Annotated in this window: 15 protein-coding genes; 10 read left to right on the top strand and 5 right to left on the bottom strand. The window is 33.1% G+C overall.

Annotation, left to right across the window (positions count from 1 at the left end; all coding sequences use genetic code 11):
* Nucleotides 1-105 precede the first annotated feature (105 nt).
* From ACFQ1K_RS02620 to ACFQ1K_RS02635, 4 genes are read left to right on the top strand one after another with little or no spacing between them, the layout of a single operon-like run.
* Nucleotides 106-1,059: a FemAB family protein gene (locus tag ACFQ1K_RS02620; RefSeq protein WP_320556208.1), complete on the top strand. Its 954-nt coding sequence runs from the start codon at nt 106-108 to the stop codon at nt 1,057-1,059.
* Nucleotides 1,056-2,159, top strand: coding sequence for a DegT/DnrJ/EryC1/StrS family aminotransferase (locus ACFQ1K_RS02625; protein WP_320556207.1), 1,104 nt, complete (start codon nt 1,056-1,058; stop codon nt 2,157-2,159). The genes ACFQ1K_RS02620 and ACFQ1K_RS02625 overlap by 4 nt, the downstream gene beginning before the upstream one ends.
* A complete protein-coding gene (locus tag ACFQ1K_RS02630) occupies nt 2,160-3,467 on the top strand; it encodes an O-antigen translocase (protein ID WP_320556206.1) in 1,308 nt (435 codons plus the stop codon).
* 12 nt (nt 3,468-3,479) lie between these two features.
* Nucleotides 3,480-4,769: an O-antigen translocase gene (locus tag ACFQ1K_RS02635; RefSeq protein ID WP_320556205.1), complete on the top strand. Its 1,290-nt coding sequence runs from the start codon at nt 3,480-3,482 to the stop codon at nt 4,767-4,769.
* Here the strand turns inward: ACFQ1K_RS02635 and ACFQ1K_RS02640 are convergent.
* A complete protein-coding gene (locus ACFQ1K_RS02640; protein ID WP_320556204.1) occupies nt 4,766-5,908 on the bottom strand; it encodes a glycosyltransferase in 1,143 nt (380 codons plus the stop codon). The two genes, ACFQ1K_RS02635 and ACFQ1K_RS02640, sit on opposite strands and share 4 nt — an antisense overlap.
* 37 nt (nt 5,909-5,945) lie before the next feature.
* Here ACFQ1K_RS02640 and ACFQ1K_RS02645 point away from each other — a divergent pair, with 37 nt between their 5' ends.
* A complete protein-coding gene (locus ACFQ1K_RS02645; protein ID WP_320556203.1) occupies nt 5,946-7,034 on the top strand; it encodes a glycosyltransferase in 1,089 nt (362 codons plus the stop codon).
* Between the two features lie 7 nt (nt 7,035-7,041).
* Nucleotides 7,042-7,455: a sugar 3,4-ketoisomerase gene (locus ACFQ1K_RS02650; RefSeq protein WP_320556202.1), complete on the top strand. Its 414-nt coding sequence runs from the start codon at nt 7,042-7,044 to the stop codon at nt 7,453-7,455.
* Here the strand turns inward: ACFQ1K_RS02650 and ACFQ1K_RS02655 are convergent.
* Genes ACFQ1K_RS02655 through ACFQ1K_RS02665 form a run of 3 tightly spaced genes read right to left on the bottom strand, consistent with a single transcriptional unit; the run spans nt 7,435 to nt 9,950 of the window.
* Nucleotides 7,435-8,373, bottom strand: coding sequence for a glycosyltransferase family 2 protein (locus ACFQ1K_RS02655; protein ID WP_320556201.1), 939 nt, complete (start codon nt 8,371-8,373; stop codon nt 7,435-7,437). The two genes, ACFQ1K_RS02650 and ACFQ1K_RS02655, sit on opposite strands and share 21 nt — an antisense overlap.
* On the bottom strand, nt 8,370-9,263 hold the full coding sequence (locus tag ACFQ1K_RS02660; RefSeq protein WP_320556200.1) for a glycosyltransferase family 2 protein: 894 nt from the start codon (nt 9,261-9,263) through the stop codon (nt 8,370-8,372). The genes ACFQ1K_RS02655 and ACFQ1K_RS02660 overlap by 4 nt, the downstream gene beginning before the upstream one ends.
* A gap of 3 nt (nt 9,264-9,266) precedes the next feature.
* On the bottom strand, nt 9,267-9,950 hold the full coding sequence (locus ACFQ1K_RS02665; RefSeq protein ID WP_320556199.1) for a cell division ATP-binding protein FtsE: 684 nt from the start codon (nt 9,948-9,950) through the stop codon (nt 9,267-9,269).
* Between the two features lie 232 nt (nt 9,951-10,182).
* Between ACFQ1K_RS02665 and ACFQ1K_RS02670 the strand changes: the two genes are divergently transcribed.
* Together ACFQ1K_RS02670 and ACFQ1K_RS02675 are read left to right on the top strand one after the other, a co-directional pair.
* The gene (locus ACFQ1K_RS02670; RefSeq protein WP_320556198.1) at nt 10,183-13,206 is read left to right on the top strand and encodes a tetratricopeptide repeat protein; all 3,024 of its coding nucleotides are present in this window, start codon (nt 10,183-10,185) and stop codon (nt 13,204-13,206) included.
* Between the two features lie 55 nt (nt 13,207-13,261).
* Nucleotides 13,262-14,989 (top strand): TonB-dependent receptor, encoded by a 1,728-nt coding sequence (locus tag ACFQ1K_RS02675; protein ID WP_320556197.1) that lies wholly within the window; start codon nt 13,262-13,264, stop codon nt 14,987-14,989.
* 58 nt (nt 14,990-15,047) lie between these two features.
* Here the strand turns inward: ACFQ1K_RS02675 and ACFQ1K_RS02680 are convergent, their stop codons facing one another.
* Entirely contained in the window at nt 15,048-15,752 is a 705-nt protein-coding gene (locus tag ACFQ1K_RS02680) for a class I SAM-dependent methyltransferase (protein ID WP_320556196.1), read from the bottom strand.
* Between the two features lie 55 nt (nt 15,753-15,807).
* Here ACFQ1K_RS02680 and ACFQ1K_RS02685 point away from each other — a divergent pair, with 55 nt between their 5' ends.
* Nucleotides 15,808-16,302, top strand: a complete 495-nt coding sequence (locus tag ACFQ1K_RS02685; RefSeq protein WP_320556195.1) for a YkgJ family cysteine cluster protein — start codon at nt 15,808-15,810, stop codon at nt 16,300-16,302.
* A 48-nt stretch (nt 16,303-16,350) separates the two neighbouring features.
* Nucleotides 16,351-17,250: a hypothetical protein gene (locus tag ACFQ1K_RS02690; protein ID WP_320556194.1), complete on the top strand. Its 900-nt coding sequence runs from the start codon at nt 16,351-16,353 to the stop codon at nt 17,248-17,250.
* The last annotated feature ends 1 nt before the right edge of the window (nt 17,251 follow it).

The following is a 17,251-nucleotide window of genomic DNA, read 5'->3' on the forward strand; positions in this document are numbered from 1 at the left end:
TTTACGAATATAAAATAATTAGCATCTCAAATTCAATAAAGCAGTTTTATTAAAGAAATTGATATGTAAATTAGTTTTTTAAGTGCGATAGCATATTTTTGAATAATGCAAAAGCTCACTGTAAAGAAATATCAATCAAAGGATTGTTCTGTCTGGAACGAATTTGTTCTTAAAAACAAAGTGGCGACGTTCTTGTTTGATAGAGATTTTATGGAGTATCATAGTGATCGTTTCCAGGATTTTTCTTTAATGATTTACAAGGAAGATGAGTTAATCGCAATAATGCCAGCAAATATTAAAGATAGTGTTTTGTATTCTCATCAAGGTTTAACCTACGGTGGTTTGATCACGGAGATGACCTCCGATACTAGTGTGCTTATTGCTATTTATGAAGTTTTGATAGCATTTTTAAATCAGCATGATATAAAAACCATAAAAATTAAGAGCTTACCAGAATTTTATGATCGTACAGTCAACAATTCAAATAAGCTTTTAACAGATAATTTTAATGCAACGGTATATCAAAGGCATAAAGTTCTTGCTATTGATTTTAGTCTACCTTTCACCATTCATAAAACCAAATTGAAAAATTATAGAAAGAATCAGAGTGCAGGATTTATGATTCAGGATGATAATCGTTTTGATGTTTTTTGGAATAAGGTTTTAATTCCCAGACTAAAGCTTAAGCACAATACTAAACCTGTGCATACCCTAGAAGAAATAGAATTGTTGCACCAAAGATTCCCAAATCAAATAAAGCAATACAATATATTTTTGAATGATGAAATCCTTGCTGGAATTACGATTTTTGATAAAGGAAATATTGTAAAATCCCAATACGGGGCAACCACAGAAAGAGGTGAAAAAACCCGTGCCTTAGAGTATTTGTTTATATATTTAACTTATAAATTTAAAGACGAAGGTAAACGGTTTTTTTCTATGGGTACAGTGAGTGATAAAAGTAATAAATTAGGCTATAATCCTGGTTTGTTAAGGCAAAAGGAAGAGCTAGGTTGCCAAATGTATGCTCAAGAATTTCTTCTTTTAGAAACAAAATGATCAAGTTTTTAGACCTACATAAAATCAATAATAGATTTAGCAACGAATTTAAGACTTCATTCGAAGAAGGTTTAAATGAGGCTCATTTTATCCTTGGCAATAATGTAAAAAAGTTTGAAAATGAATTTGCCAGCTATTGTGGTACCCAATATTGTATTGGAACAGCTAATGGCTTAGATGCCTTGAGTCTGATTTTAAAGGCATACATAGAAATAGGTAAACTTAAAAAGGGAGATAAAGTCATCGTGCCTGCAAATACCTTTATTGCAACAATTTTATCTGTTTTGCACGCTGGATTAGAGCCTGTATTTGTAGAGCCTAATGCAGATTCCTACAATCTATCTGCAGAATCGGTTAAACCAGAATTGAATAATGATATTAAGGCTGTTGTTATCGTACATCTTTATGGACAATTGGCAGACCATATTAGCTTTAAAAAAATTGCTGAGGGCAATAATCTTCTTTTAATAGAGGATGCAGCACAAGCCCATGGCGCAGTTTGTGATGTGGAAGGGACTAAAGCTGGAAATTTGGGGCATGCTGCAGCTTTTAGCTTTTACCCAAGTAAAAACCTGGGTGCTTTGGGTGATGGCGGTGCGGTAACAACTAATGATAGAGAATTATCAGAAACCATTTCTCTGTTAAGAAATTATGGTAGTAGTGTAAAATATGAAAATGAAGTTATTGGGTATAATAGTCGGTTGGATGATTTACAAGCTACTTTTTTGAGAACTAAGCTTAAAGTTCTAGATTCAGATAATTCGAAAAGACGAAAGATAGCACAATATTATTGCGACAATATAAAGAATAGCAAAATTAAATTACCATTTTACGAAAGTTCTAGCAATCACGTATTTTACGCTTTTGTTGTTGAAGTTGAAGATCGTGAAGCATTCATAAGTCATTTGAACTTAAATAACATAGAATGGCTAATTCATTATCCGATTCCACCACATAAACAAAAAGCATTGAAGAGATTTTCGCATTTAAACTTACCTATTACCGAACAAATTCATAAAAGAATTATAAGTTTGCCAATAAGTCCGGTGATGACAGACCAAGAAGTAGACACTGTTATTAAGGTCGTAAATGCTTATTAATTGAAGAAGTTTTTTCAGTATATAAATAATGAGGTTCTAATAAAGGCTGCAAATCTTAATACAGCAAATATCAGTATTAAGATTATCACAGGTATTCTTATTTCAAAATTTATAGCCCTATTTATAGGGCCTGAGGGAATGGCACTTATAGGAAACATAAGAAATTTTTTAAGTACCATTCAATCGATATCCATAGCTGGACTGTACGATGGTTTAGTTAAACTTATAGCTAAGCATAGAAATAATATTTCTGAGTTGACCAAAACCCTCTCTACAGTATATTACTTTGGTTTTTTTTCGTCCTTGTTACTCGCATTTTTGTGTTATTACAATGCAGAATACGTCAATAGCCTTATTTTTTTTAATAATAATTACACTTATGTTGTAGAGACCATGGCGATGGTACTACCATTCTATGCATTAAACATGTATGTGTTTGCCATAATGAATGGTTTCTCGAAATATAGGATTTTGTTGGTGATCAATATAACGGGTCAAATTTTAGGCTTGCTTGTTACACTTATCTTAATTAAACAAGAGAATATCGACGGAGCTTTAATAGCCGTTGTTATTACACCAGCGTTAAATCTATTGATTACTATTGTTGGTATTGCATTTCGGAAAAACCTGATGTCCCTAATCAGAATATCAAAGATTAGTCTAAATGTATTAAGAAATTTGAGTCCAAACATGATTATGGCTTTGGTTTCAACTATTGCACTACCAATTGTGTATATTATTATTAGAAACTATCTTAAATCTGAAATTGGAATTAAGGAAGCTGGATATTGGACTGCAGTGACTAGGATTTCGGATTACTATCTTATGTTTATCAATTCTTTGATGGCATTATATATCCTACCGCGTTTTACCGAAATAAAATCAAGAATTGAATTTAGAAAGGAAGTCTTTAGTTTTTATAAAACGGTACTACCAGTATTTGCTGGGATTTTGGGTGTTATCTACCTCAGTAGAAGTTTGTTGGTATCGTTACTTTTTACTGAAGAATTCCGACCTGTTGAAGATTTAATGGGCTATCAAATTTTAGGAGATTTTATGCGAGTGATGTCTATGGTTATTGCCTATAAATTCTTGGCTAAGAAAATGTTTGCGCATTTCATAATTATAGAGATTTTTCTTTTTGTAATTATGTATGTTTCAAGTGTTTATCTTATTGATGCTTTTGGACTTGTTGGGGCTGTAATGGGACACTGCTTAAGTTACTTAATGCATTTTGGTATAGTATTACTTATTTTTGGTAGTTCTTTATTTGGTGTTTTAGATGACGAAGGTCTAGACGATTTTTAAAGGTACTTAAACATGGGATTGCCTAAATTTATTAGTAATAATATTGTGTTGAAGATCACTTCTCTTAATGCTGTTGTTATTACTATTAGATTGGTAGTTTCGGTATTTATTCAACGTCTTTTTGCGGTAGTTTTGGGCGAGGCTGGTATTGCGAGTATAGGCCAGATTAGGAATGTGATGGCTATGTTAACTAGCACTTCTACATTAGGCATCTTTAGTGGTGTGGTAAAATATGTGGCAGAATATAAAGAAAACAAGCCAGAACTAATTAAGCTGTTTTCTACAGCTACTGTTTTTGTTTTGTGCGGATCCTTAATATCTGCATTAGTACTATTTTTTGGAGCAGATTATTTTTCTAATTACCTCTTTGCTAATACAGAGTTCAACTATGCATTTAAATTATTGGCAGTGATTATACCTTTTATAGCTATAAACAGAACCTTAAATGCGGTTATTAATGGGCTTTCAGATTATAAAAAATATGCGATAATTGAACTTGCTAGCTATTTATTGGCTACTGTTGCAATTCTTATTGGACTTTATAATCTAAACCTAGATGGTGTCATCATAGCTATTGCACTAGCGCCAGTTATTCAATTAGTAGTATTAGGTTTTGTATTTGGTAAAAAGTTAAAGAAAACCCTTCCTCTTGAAAAAATAAACTTTAAACTTACTTACAGGAATAAGCTTATTGCATTTACTTTGATGTCTTTTGTTTCGGCTTTTTTACTGAATTATATCGAAATTAAAATTAGAACCAGAGTAGCCACAGAAATAAATATAAATGAAGCAGGCTATTGGACCGCGGTTAGTTTTATTTCGAAAAACTATATGGTGTTTGCTTCAGGCCTTTTTACACTTTATGTCTTGCCAAGGTTTGCAAATATTCATACAAGGGGTGACTTTAAAAAGGAGGTGTTAAATATTTATAAAACTATTTTACCAATTTTTGGTCTGGGAATGTTACTGGTTTATTTATTAAGAAATGTAATAATTGATTTCGTTTACCCTGATTTTAAAGGTATGGAACCACTCTTTAAATGGCAGTTGTTAGGTGACTTTGTCCGTTTGTGCGCCCTAGTTTTAGCGCATCAATTTTTAGCTAAGCGACTGGTAAAAAGCTTTTTGGTAACTGAAATAATTTCATTGGTATTATTCTATGTGCTCACTTTGGTATTTATTAAAATATACGATACCGAAGGTATAGTCATTGCACATTTTGTGCGCTATATCATTTATTTTGCATTGGTTGCTTTTCTAATTTGGGTTTATTACAGTAATAAAACAACATCAAAAACCTAAAGTGTTTTATTCCAAAGATTCAAGTACTGCTTTGCCGAAGAAATGTAGTGGTGCTGGTTTTCTATAAATTGTCTAGCATTTCTTGATATTTCAGAAATTTTCTCAGGGTTATTTATAAGCCATATGAGCTTTTGTGCAACGGCTTTGGCATCTGGTAGGGCATTAATGGCAATAGTATCTTCTTTAATATTATAGTAGTCTAACCACTCCTGCTCTGCACCAGTAAATACGACTTTACCTTTAGCCATAGCTTCTAATGCATTGTAACCTTGGTCATATGCATACACCTGATCAAGTAAAATATGGGCTTCATCGTAGGCCTTAATGTACTCACTGTAAGGCAAGCTGGTTACGGTTATGATTTTTATACGGTCACTATAATCCTTATTGACAATAGCTAATGCATTTTCAAAGATGTTATTGCCTTTTTTGAAGTAGTTGTGCGCGTTTATACCATGAAAAATAATAACCTTGTCTTTTATTTTAGGTGATTTAAACTTTAAAAGATCAGTGTTTATAGGGTTTGGAATTAGTCCAAGATATTTCGGATGTTTTTTTAACGGTATATGGTAATCTATATCTGAGGCTATAACACCTTTAATAGTTTTGTATATGTGTGTATGAAGCGCCTTGAATTTAGGTGTTAAGTATTTTAGACCATAAGCACTGATATGATTTTTATCTATGCCATTTTTATATGGCGTAAGTATGGAGTACCTGAACTTATTTTCATCGGCATAGGAAACGCTTATGTAATCCGTACCACAAGACAATAAAAATACGTTTTTATTCCAGGAAGTAATTAGGTCAAAAATAGTCTTTTCGATTTTGGGTGTACATCCAAAGGAAGCCTCGTTAATAAACTGGACAATATCATAATTACAAAGCTTAGAACGGTGCCCTATAATTTGTTTTTTAATGTTATGGGATTCAAGGTCATAACCAAAGAACAGGTAAAGGGCATTTTTTATTTTTCGTTTTATACCATTCTGGTATTTTTTTTTGATAAGTATATCTACACTGTATTTTTTAAAACCATCGTAAGTAGCAACAATAGTAACATCATGATTTAATTGTTCTAAACCTTCTTTTAAGGAATTATGAAGTCTGCTGTATTCACCGACTAGTAAAATCTTCATTTATATCGTTACATTTGCTTTCCAAATATAATTGTAAATGATTAAAACCACGACCAAAAAGATATGTATTATAGTTTCTTCACTTGGTGGTGGTGGCGCAGAACGTTCTTCGGCATTACTTTCTGAAATACTGCATGACTTGGGTTATGATATCCATATAGTTTCTGTCTTGGATATCATCGATTATCCATTTAAAGGAAAGCTACTAAACTTAGGCAAGCTTAAGGCAAAAAATGATACTTCTTTTGGGAGAATAAAGAGGCTGATTGTTTTTAAAAAGTATCTTAAACAACATCGATTTGATTATATAATTGATTGCAGAACTAGAATAGGATTCTTAAAAGAGTTAATCATAATTAAGTATGCATACTTTGGCTTTAAATGTATTTATCTTTTCCATAGCTATAAGGTTGAAAGTTATATTCACCCTAATAAGGTTTTAGGTCGTTTCTTGTACGCAAAGGGATATAAAATTGTGGCCGTCTCAAAGGGTATAAAGGCTAAACTTGAAAATAAATATGATTTAAATAATGTTGTTGTGGTTTATAATTCTTTAGATGTTGAGTTAGAAGAGTCTCTAGAAAAACCAGCGAACAAGTATGTTTTATTTTACGGTAGATTAGATGATAAAATAAAAAACATTACATTGTTGTTAAATGCATACAAGTCGTCTGTTCTCAGCGAAAAATCTATCGATCTCATGATTTTAGGTAGTGGAAATGATTTAGAAGCATTAAAACTGCTTACACATCGATTGGAGCTGGAAAAACATGTGCATTTTTTGCCCTACAAATCAAATCCTTACAAGACCGTTCAAAATGCTATTTTTACGGTATTAACAAGCAGGTATGAAGGATTTCCAATGGTGATACCTGAGTCATTGGCACTTGGTGTACCAGTGGTTTCGGTAGATTGTAATTCAGGACCGAACGAAATAATAATTAATGAAGAAAATGGGCTTCTTGTAGAAAACCACAATGTTGAGGCCTTAGCCGAGGCAATGAACAGATTGATAGTGGACAAAGAATTGTATTTACATTGCAAATCCAATACAAAAGCTAGTGTAGCGCATCTATCAAAAAATAATATTGGTAAGCAATGGCAGAGTTTATTAAATGATGAATGAATATAACATGGATACGTTAGATAAAGTTAGGTTAATAGAAATTCCTAAAGTTCATGACGAACGAGGCTCTTTAGCTGTGATAGAAAAGGATGTACTTCCTTTCAAGATAAAACGAATTTATTATTTATACGATGTACCATCCGATAGTTACAGAGGAGGACATGCACATAAAGAACAAGAATCTATAATCATAGCACTTAGTGGGAGTTTTGAGGTTATTGTAGATGACGGCACCTCACGAAAGCGAATAATGTTAAACAAACCTACTCAGGGTCTTTTTATTTCCACTCATATTTGGCGTGAAATTGATAATTTTTCTTCAGGAGCTGTCTGCTTGGTTTTAGCTTCAACTAACTATAATGAAGCTGAATATATTAGGGATTATGATGAATTTTGTAATTTAAAAAGGGGAGCGGTATAATTTATTTTTGAGAAGGAAGAATTTTAAGCGTTTCAAAAAACGTAAGACAACTGCAGGTAAAAATAATAGAAGTTTAAGACGTCGATTTAAGTTTTTGAGATTAATATCCTTTTTAACTTTTTTGTAATTAGTATAATCATTTCTCAGTTTTGCCTCCATGGCTACCATAAATCTATTTATATCCAAAAATACTTTGAGGGAAGCGTTAGACTCTTCCTTGTCTTCATGACTTTTCAGCATTTTCATCAAATTGGGAATATTCTTGGTTAATGAAAGATGATTTTGGGTTGAATGAATCATTTTTAGAGCCGTTGGCTTGGAAGAAAAAGCAATTTTAAAATCGCAAGCAATTCTAATCCACAAATCCGTATCCTCACCCCAGCCTAAATCGTCTTTAAAGATATAACCTTGATCGATCGTTGTCTTTGGTAAAACAATAGCCGAAGTCCAAAGTATATTATCTTTTAAACTTGATTTAAAATAATCGTCAACGATACCAAAAAAAGGATGTTCTATATTGCTAAAAATAGGTTTTTTGATATAATTCTTAAAATAATGTTTTTCATAAGAGGTTGCATATATGCCACAATGAGGATAGGTTTCAATTAAAGCCTTTAATTCTGATAAATGATTGTCAAGCCAAATATCATCACCATCGCAAAGCGCAATAAAATGGCCTTTCGCTTTTTTAAGTCCAAAGTTCCTAGCAGAAGAAACGCCTTGGTTTTTATTTGGAAAAACGATGATTCTAGAGTCGTTTAACGTATTTATAACTTCCAAGCTATCGTCCGTACTCCCATCATCGACAATAATTAATTCAAAATCACTAATAGTTTGATTAAGAATGCTCTTAATCGTTCGTTCTATAAATTGCGATTTGTTATAAACGGTTACTACTACCGAAAAAAGTGGAATCATTTATACTTAAAACTTAAGGCACAAAGGTAGCCTAATTTGTAAAACTGAAGGAGTTTCATATTTGGCTTATTGCCAATTAATTGTTTCTCAATAGGAGCTTTAAACCAATTGTAAATGCTATAGATTGGCTTTGTTAAATGGAATTTTTTAAAGGTTATGTAGGTTTTAAGAAGACTGTTTTCTGAATAATCTATTTTTTTTTCGATGAGCAATTTATAGCTTGTTTCAACAGCTTGTTTAATTTTTTTTAAATAGGTGTGATTAGTATCCAAACCTTTATGGATTACTGGGTTATCAATATGAAGAACTTTGATGTTTTGTGTTTTCATCTTAGCGGCTAAGAAAAGGTCATAGCCATAACCCTCATCAGCAATATTAGATGTCAATGCTATAAACACACTTTTTTTTATCAGAAAGTTTGCTGAAACTAAAAATTTATATGGAGTCTTATTTCTAATCGAGCTTTTGACCTCTTCAAAGGTCTTCCCATACGTCCACCTTAAAATGCCGGAATCTTTGGGTTTCAGGTCTTGATAGGAACAACCGCCATAAATGGCATCATTCCCTTCATTAAAATATTTTGAATAAGTAGTTATAAAACCATCACTAGTTATTTCAACATCGGCATCTAAAAAAAGTAACCAGTTATACTTGGCTTTTTTACACAAATATTTTCTGGAGGCTATACTGCCTTTGTTTTTCTTAGAAAGAAAGTGAAATGTACTTTCGTAAGTATTGCAGGTTTTTTTGTTGTCATCTACATGCATTGTAGAGCCATCTTCTAGACATAAAATTTCGCAATCAAAGTCAATAAGATTGATAACTTTATTAAGAGAAGTAACGAGTTGACTGATAGGATAATTATATGTTGGTATAAGGATGGAAAGCATGGTTTAGCTCTTTCGTTGCACCACCTCAAAAACCTTATTATCGTCACATTTCAAAGTCTTACTAGGATATTTTAAAAGTAAAGCATAATCATGGGTAGCCATTAAAATGGTGTTGCCATTTTTATTGATGTCTTGAAGTACTTCCATAACCTCAATACTAGTTTGTGGATCTAAATTACCGGTAGGTTCATCTGCTAATATTAACTCAGGGTCATTAAGCAAGGCTCTCGCAATAGCTATGCGCTGCTGCTCACCACCAGAAAGCTCGTGAGGATATTTAAAGCCTTTGGTTTTCATGGCAACTTTGTCCAAAACTTTTTCGATACGCTCTTTAATTTTGTCTTTGTCTTTCCAGCCGGTCGCTTTTAAAACAAATTCTAAATTACCATTTATGGTGCGGTCGGGTAATAACTTAAAATCCTGAAATACAATACCTAGTTTTCTACGAAGAAAGGGAATGTCTTTTTCTTTCATGGTTCTTAGGTTAAAGTCTACGATAGTACCTTCCCCTTCAGTAAGTTCTAGATCGCCATAAAGCGTTTTCATAAAGCTACTTTTTCCACTACCTGTTTTACCTATGAGATACACAAAATCACCTTTTTGCATTTCAAAGTTAACATCAGTTAAAACCATGTTGCCACCTTGGTAGATTGTTGCATTTCTGAGTTGTAAAACAGTTTCGGACATTTTTTAAATTGATAAATTAGCAATGGTAAATGTATTATTATTTAATGCAATAATCAAACGTGTGATTATATTGTTTAAGTATAATTACGTCCGGCAAAAGATGAATCTTATGTGTTATTTGGATAGTAGTTTTATAATTAACCACATTTTCTAGCGTTATACATTTTGTGTTCAATTATATTTGAAATGCAAAAGTTTATCATCAATAGATATTAATCAAAAAACGACTCTAATGCTATTTTTAAAAAGACAATTAATTATCGTTTTTCTGACTCTTTCAATGCTTGGAATTGCACAAAAATCGGCAGTTTATACGAGTGCATTAAAAGATTACCAGAAGGCATTAACTCTATATAATAACAAACAATATAATGCTGCGCAGTCTTTGTTTGACGATATTAAATATAACACGGACGATTCTGTATTAAAATCAGATTGTTCGTATTACATTGCCAATTGCGCTGTGCGATTAAATCAGCAAAATGCCGATGATTTAATTGAAAGTTTTGTAGAAGACTATCCAACAAGTACCAAACGAAATACGGCGTTCTTTGACGTGGCGGATTATTATTTCGAAAATTCCAAATATGCCTATGCACGCAAATGGTATCAAAAAGTGGATGAATCTAGCATATCAAGAACCGAGCGAGACCGCTACAATTTTAATTATGGTTATTCGCTTTATGCTACAAAAAGTAAAACACAAGCTACAAAATATTTGAACCGAGTGGTCAATTCCAAAAAATACGGTTCGCAAGCCAAATATTACATTGGTTATATGGCTTACGAAGGTGATGATTATGTTACTGCTAATGAGTATTTTGATCAGGTTAGCGATAACGAAAAATATAAGGAAAAGCTTTCATATTATCAGGCCGATTTAAATTTTAAACTTGGCAAGTTCGAAAAAGCAATTGAATTAGCTTTGGAACAATTGCCAAGCAGTAGAGGTACCGAAAAATCTGAATTGTCTAAAATTATTGGGGAAAGTTATTTTAATCTCCAAAAATATGCAGAGGCCCTTCCTTACCTTCAGGATTATGAAGGCAAACAAGGTAAATGGAATAATACCGATTACTATCAAATTGGTTATGCCTATTACAAGCAAAACGATTTTGAAAAGGCTATTTCTGAATTTAATAAAATTATTGATGGAAATAATGCTGTTGCTCAAAATGCCTATTATCACTTAGGTGAAAGCTATGTCAACTTAGATAAAAAGCAGGAAGCACTTAATGCATTTAGAAATGCGTCTGAAATGGATTATGATTTAAAAATCCAGGAAGATGCATGGTTAAATTACGCCAAGATTAGTTACGAAATTGGTAATCCATACCAATCCGTACCACAAGTTTTGGCTGGTTATTTAGATAAATATCCTGATACCAGTTACAAAGCGGAAATAGAAACGTTACTAATCGATTCTTATATCACTTCAAAAAACTATAAAGAAGCTTTAGAATTGTTAAAGGGCAAAAATAGTTTCGAAAATAAAGTGGCCTACCAAAAAGTTGCTTTTTTCAGGGGTATTGAGTTATACAACGAAACCAAGTATAGCGAGGCTTTAGAATTGTTCAATAATTCTTTAAAAGAATCTAGAGATCCAATTTTTGTTGCCAAAGCTACCTTTTGGAAAGCCGAAACAGAATACAACCTCACCAATTATAATGATGCCTTAATTGGTTTTAAGCAGTTTGCAGGTAGGCCAGAAGCTTCAAATTTACCAGAGAATGATAATTTGGATTACAACTTGGCTTACACCTATTTTAAGCTTAAAGATTATGATAAAGCATCAACCTATTTTCAAAAATTTATTGATAAAAATGCTAACGATAGATTGAGAAGAAACGATGCTTATTTAAGATTGGCAGATGGTTATTTTGTGTCTAGTAACTATCAAAAAGCCATCAATGCCTATGATAAAGCTATTCAGATTAATAAAATCGAAACGGATTACGCAGCGTTTCAAAAGGCAATGAGCAATGGGTATTTAGGTAAAAGCGCAACGAAAATTTCTGAACTAAATTCCTTTATAGATACCTATCCTAAATCCGCATTACGAGATGATGCGATGTATGAATTGGCAAATTCTTACGTAAAATCTAATGAGACTGATAAGGCTATGCAGATGTATGATCGATTGAATTCAGAATACAGACGTGGAGCTTTTACCTCAAAGACATTATTGCGTCAAGGTTTGGTGCATTACAATGCTAATGATAATGAACTTGCATTGACTAAATTTAAGAAAGTCGCATCCGATTTTCCAAATTCTGGTGAAGCTGTTCAAGCAGTTTCTACAGCACGTTTAATTTATATCGATTTGGGTCGCGTAGATGAGTATGCAGCTTGGGTGAAGTCTTTGGATTATGTTGAGGTCTCAGATATAGAGTTAGATAATACAATGTATTTGGCCGCGGAAAAACCATATCTGGAAAATGATACAGATAAAGCTATTCGTCAGTTTAATAAATATTTAAATCAGTTTCCAAACGGGATTCACGCATTAAAATCGCATTTTTATTTGGCGCAACTTTATTACAAGAAAGATCTGTTAGAAACTGCAGAGCCACACTTCAAATATGTTGTAGAGGCTTCAAGAAGTGAATATACTGAGCAGGCTACGGTAAAACTGTGTGAAATATACTTAAAGGACTCTGATTGGTCAAAAGCGATTCCAACCTTAAAGACCTTAGAAGCCGAAGCGGACTACCCTCAGAATGTACTGTATGCACAGTCTAATTTAATGAATGCGTATTACCAAACTGAAGATTATTCTAGTGCTGAAGGATATGCCGAAAAAGTGTTAGCAAATTCTAATTTAGATACAAAAGTGAAGAGTGATTCTAAAATCATCATTGCACGTTCTGCTATAAAGACAGGAAACGAAGACAAAGCAAAAACAGCTTATGCTGATGTAGAAAAAATCGCTACAGGAAGCGTTGCGGCAGAAGCTCTTTACTACAGTGCTTACTTTAAAAATAAGGAAGGTAAATACGAAGCATCAAATGCAAGTATTCAAAAGTTAGCTAAGGAATATAGTAGTTATAAGTATTACAGTGCCAAGGGTCTAGTGGTTATGGCAAAGAACTTTTATGCGCTAGATGATGCCTTTCAAGCAAACTATATTTTGGAAAGTGTGATTTCTAATTTTCAAGAGTTTGATGATGTGGTAAAAGAAGCACAGCAAGAACTAAATAAAATAAAAACCGAAGAGGCTAAAACAAATTCATCAATCGAAACCGACGATAACTAGTAAATGGCAAAGAATGTCTTACTAAGTACATCGTGGAACAATCAAAACAAGACCTATGAATATTAAGTTTTTAATTTTTATAATCACCATATTAAGTAGTGGATCATTGATTGCGCAAGAACGTGCAAAAGATACCATTGATGGCCAGGTAGTAAATGTGGTAACACCTTACAAGCCTACAATTTCAGATGCTTTTAAAATTAAGGACATGCCAAAGTTGCAAGACTCTAACTTGGTAAAGAAAAAAGAAGTGAAGTATAACATTTTTTCTATTCCTGTAGCATCAACATTTACGCCTGCAAAAGGAAAGGCGGCTAATGTAGATAAGGCAAAACCAGTAAAATTGTATGATAATTATGCTGCACTTGGTGTTGGTACCTATACTACGGTTTTAGGTGAGGTCTATCTTAATCATGAATTAAGTAGCAGTGAAAATGTTGGAGGCTATTTTAGTCATCATTCATCGCAAGGGGGAATTGAGGATTTATTATTGGATGATAATTTTTCTACTACCCATTTAAATGCGCACTACTCTCAAAAATTAAGGGACTTATCATGGAAGATTGATGGTGGCTTTGATTTAATGACCTATAACTGGTATGGTTTACCACAAAATTTCTTTGGACAAACAGAAGCTGATATGATAGATCCAAGCCATACCTTTAATAGTTTTTATTTAGGGGGCAAGATAAATTTTGATGATGCCATAATCAACAATGGTAGTGTGCGATTTAGACGTTTTGGTGATAATCAGGATTCTGGCGAAAACAGATTTGTGGCTAAAGCAGGTTTTGATGTGCCTATTCAAGGAGAAACTATCAATACGGAGTTTTATATAGATTATATCGGTGGAAGTTTTGATATGGATTATAATGGTTTTGGTAAAATAAATTATGGCAATGTAACTTTTGGTTTATCTCCTTCCTATCAGTTAACTCAAGATGATTTAACCGTAAATTTAGGCCTTAGGTTAGTCTATCTAAACGATACTGAGTTGAGCGATAATAAGTTTTTTATTTATCCAAATATTGAAGCGTCATACCGTTTAGTAGATGAAATTTTGATTGCCTATGGTGGAATTACAGGCCAATTACAACAAAACTCCTACTATGATTTTGCAATCGAGAATCCATTTGTATCGCCTACTTTAACTGTGGCTCCAACAGACCAACGTTATAAAGGCTTTATAGGCTTAAAGGGTAAGCTTTCTAATAACGTGAGTTATAATGTGAAAGGAAACTATTATGTCGAAGAAAATAAGGCCCTTTTTAAAGCTAATGATGCTAGAGGTGATGCCTCAGAAAATTATCAATATGGTAATTCGTTTGGCGTGGTGTATGATGACGTCACTACGTTTTCCTTCGCAGGAGAATTAAACATTGATGTGAATAGAAACTTCACATTAGGTTTTAAAGGAGAGTATTTTAACTACAGTATGGATAATGAGGCAGAAGCATGGAACTTGCCTAATGTTACGGGATCCGTTTTTATGGATTTACAGATTTCTGAACAATGGTATGCAGGGGCCAGCGCCATTTATGTAGGAGAACGAAAAGACCAACAAGATTTGGTTGCTACGTTGATTCCTCAAAATCCAAGTCCAGTAATAACTTTAGAAAGTTATTTTGATGCAAATGCGCATTTAGGGTATAGAATAAACGATCAATTCTCTGTATTTGGAAAAGTAAATAACATCCTTAACCAAGACTATCAGCGGTATTTAAATTTCCCCGTACAAGGCATTCAGTTTTTAGCAGGTGCTACGTATCAGTTTGATTTCTAATTCCTGTCAGAGCAGGAATCTTTTAAAGGTCAATCCTGAATCAAAGTCAGGATGATAATTATGAATTAGTAATCCTTGCTAAATAATCAAAATGCTCGCCATCCATAACTTTTTCACAGTTTAGACCTATGGTTTGGCAAGCTGTTTTTAATGTTTCAAAATCGAGGTAGAGCCATTTCATTGGTGCTTCTTCTTCACCTTTATAGCTAAAGAAATAATCAAGTTCACCATAATAGTCGCTGTTTAAATCCAGCCAAGTACCACCGTCTTCATCTTCGTACATATATGAAATATCCGAGGAATCTATTAAGATTTGTCCTTTGGATTTCAGTAACCTTTTTAGGTGCTTAAGGTATTTGGTAACCTGTTTCATTTCCTGAAAAATACCAGTGCCATTCATTAAAAGTAGAATAGTATCAAAGGTATCTGTTTCTTCTAAAAGCGCTTTATATTCAGCATTTTTTAGACCTCGACGCTTACAAACGTCTATGGCACCTTGTGAGCTGTCAATTCCTTTAACATCAAAACCTTTAGATTCTAGCCAAAGTGAATGATTACCTGCTCCACAACCCACATCTAGTATTTTTCCTTTACATAATTGTAAAGCTTTCTGTTCAAGTTTGGGCATTTCAGAATAAGGTCTAAATAGATAGGGTAGTGGTAGTTCATCCTTGTCTGAAATGTTAGTCCAAGTGATAATATCTTCAGAATAATTGCCATTCTGATAGTCTAACAAGGCGTTTCCAAAGATGTCTTTAGTCATATTTTTTTGTCATATGTAATTTGATTCAGCATCTCATTCTGTTTATCTTTACAATATGCAAAATCAAATTAATAATCTGCCAAAGCTCGCCAAAGATAAGCATAAGGAAAACAAAACCTTCTTTGCAAAACTGAGAAAAAAGCCACCCAAACAGTTAGATTACATAATGCAAGAATTGCATAATGAAGAGTTTGGATGTACAGACTGCCTTCAGTGCGCTAATTGCTGTAAAACCACAGGCCCTTTGTTTACGGATAAAGATATTCAGCGCATTGCTAAATTCTTTAAAATGAAGGAACAACAGTTTATAGACCAGTATTTACGTATTGATGAGGATAATGATTATGTATTGCAATCTGTGCCTTGTACATTTTTAGATTCAGAAAACTACTGTTCAATTTATGAAGTAAGACCAAAAGCCTGCAGGGAATTTCCGCATACAGATCGTAAAAAATTTCAGCAAATATCTAATTTAACCTTAAAGAATGTAGCGATTTGTCCAGCTGCTTATAACATCGTTGAGGAAATGAAAAAACAAATAAAACTATAACCATTGCTTCGGAATAATTTTTGATGCAGTTTTTGAAAACAAAAATCCATGAAGAAAACGCTACTTAATTTATTGCTCGTCACCCTAATGGTTAGCTCAGCTAACGCCCAAGAATGGATGAAAAATCTAGAAGTGGCACAAGCACTAGCCAAAGTTCAGAACAAAATGGTACTTATGGTTTGGGAAGAATCGACGAGTTACGAGTATCCAGTTATTGTAAGAGACCAACAAGGACGAACGGTTTTTATCTATGACCTATTTACAGATGAAGATGTTAGCCCATTAATTTGGGAATTTTTTGTACCGGTCATTGTGGGAGAATATCGGTATGCAGATTTGTACGAAAAGATAAAGGATAAACGAAGTCAAAAATATATTGATAAGTTCAATGATGATAGCATAAAAATAATGGATATTAATGGCAATATACTCAATCTAGACGACTCTAGCTTAGATTATCAAAATATAAGTACTTTGATAGAGCGTTATGCTTTAAGTACATCATTCATAGCTCAAGAACTTCAGGATTACATAAGTAACAAGAATTTTTATTCGGCTTATTTCCTGGGTTCAAAATACTTGGATTTAAGCCTGTATGTAAACCGAGCTGTCAGAAATGAAGTTGTGGATTTAGCACATATTTATATTGAAGAGGCAGAGCGGTTGATTAAGAACGAAGCGCAGACCGAACGTTTAGGATTACAGCAACGTTGTGATTTGCTCAAGCTTCAAGAAAATCTCATTTTAGAGCGACCAAAAAAAGTAATCAGACAATTAAGAAAATTAAAGAAGGAAGATATTGTTGAAAGTAATGCGTCGTTCATTGCCTTTTTGTATTATACGGCTTATATGAGTATGGATAAACCAGAAGATGCTGAGGAATGGAAATCTCAAATTTCTTCAGTAAATTTGAAAAAGGCACAATTAATTATAAATCTTAATACATAAC

The sequence above is a fragment of the Winogradskyella aquimaris genome, from assembly GCF_042676105.1.
GTDB classification, from domain to species: Bacteria; Bacteroidota; Bacteroidia; order Flavobacteriales; family Flavobacteriaceae; genus Winogradskyella; species Winogradskyella aquimaris.

Excerpts from the sequence above, each read along its gene's own strand:
- ACFQ1K_RS02620 (WP_320556208.1), top strand. The coding sequence starts at position 106 with ATGCAAAAGCTCACTGTAAAGAAATATCAATCAAAGGATTGTTCTGTC.
- ACFQ1K_RS02625 (WP_320556207.1), top strand. The coding sequence starts at position 1,056 with ATGATCAAGTTTTTAGACCTACATAAAATCAATAATAGATTTAGCAAC.
- ACFQ1K_RS02635 (WP_320556205.1), top strand. The coding sequence starts at position 3,480 with ATGGGATTGCCTAAATTTATTAGTAATAATATTGTGTTGAAGATCACT.
- ACFQ1K_RS02640 (WP_320556204.1), bottom strand. The coding sequence starts at position 5,908 with ATGAAGATTTTACTAGTCGGTGAATACAGCAGACTTCATAATTCCTTA.
- ACFQ1K_RS02645 (WP_320556203.1), top strand. The coding sequence starts at position 5,946 with ATGATTAAAACCACGACCAAAAAGATATGTATTATAGTTTCTTCACTT.
- ACFQ1K_RS02650 (WP_320556202.1), top strand. The coding sequence starts at position 7,042 with ATGGATACGTTAGATAAAGTTAGGTTAATAGAAATTCCTAAAGTTCAT.
- ACFQ1K_RS02655 (WP_320556201.1), bottom strand. The coding sequence starts at position 8,373 with ATGATTCCACTTTTTTCGGTAGTAGTAACCGTTTATAACAAATCGCAA.
- ACFQ1K_RS02660 (WP_320556200.1), bottom strand. The coding sequence starts at position 9,263 with ATGCTTTCCATCCTTATACCAACATATAATTATCCTATCAGTCAACTC.
- ACFQ1K_RS02665 (WP_320556199.1), bottom strand. The coding sequence starts at position 9,950 with ATGTCCGAAACTGTTTTACAACTCAGAAATGCAACAATCTACCAAGGT.
- ACFQ1K_RS02670 (WP_320556198.1), top strand. The coding sequence starts at position 10,183 with ATGCTATTTTTAAAAAGACAATTAATTATCGTTTTTCTGACTCTTTCA.
- ACFQ1K_RS02675 (WP_320556197.1), top strand. The coding sequence starts at position 13,262 with ATGAATATTAAGTTTTTAATTTTTATAATCACCATATTAAGTAGTGGA.
- ACFQ1K_RS02680 (WP_320556196.1), bottom strand. The coding sequence starts at position 15,752 with ATGACTAAAGACATCTTTGGAAACGCCTTGTTAGACTATCAGAATGGC.
- ACFQ1K_RS02685 (WP_320556195.1), top strand. The coding sequence starts at position 15,808 with ATGCAAAATCAAATTAATAATCTGCCAAAGCTCGCCAAAGATAAGCAT.
- ACFQ1K_RS02690 (WP_320556194.1), top strand. The coding sequence starts at position 16,351 with ATGAAGAAAACGCTACTTAATTTATTGCTCGTCACCCTAATGGTTAGC.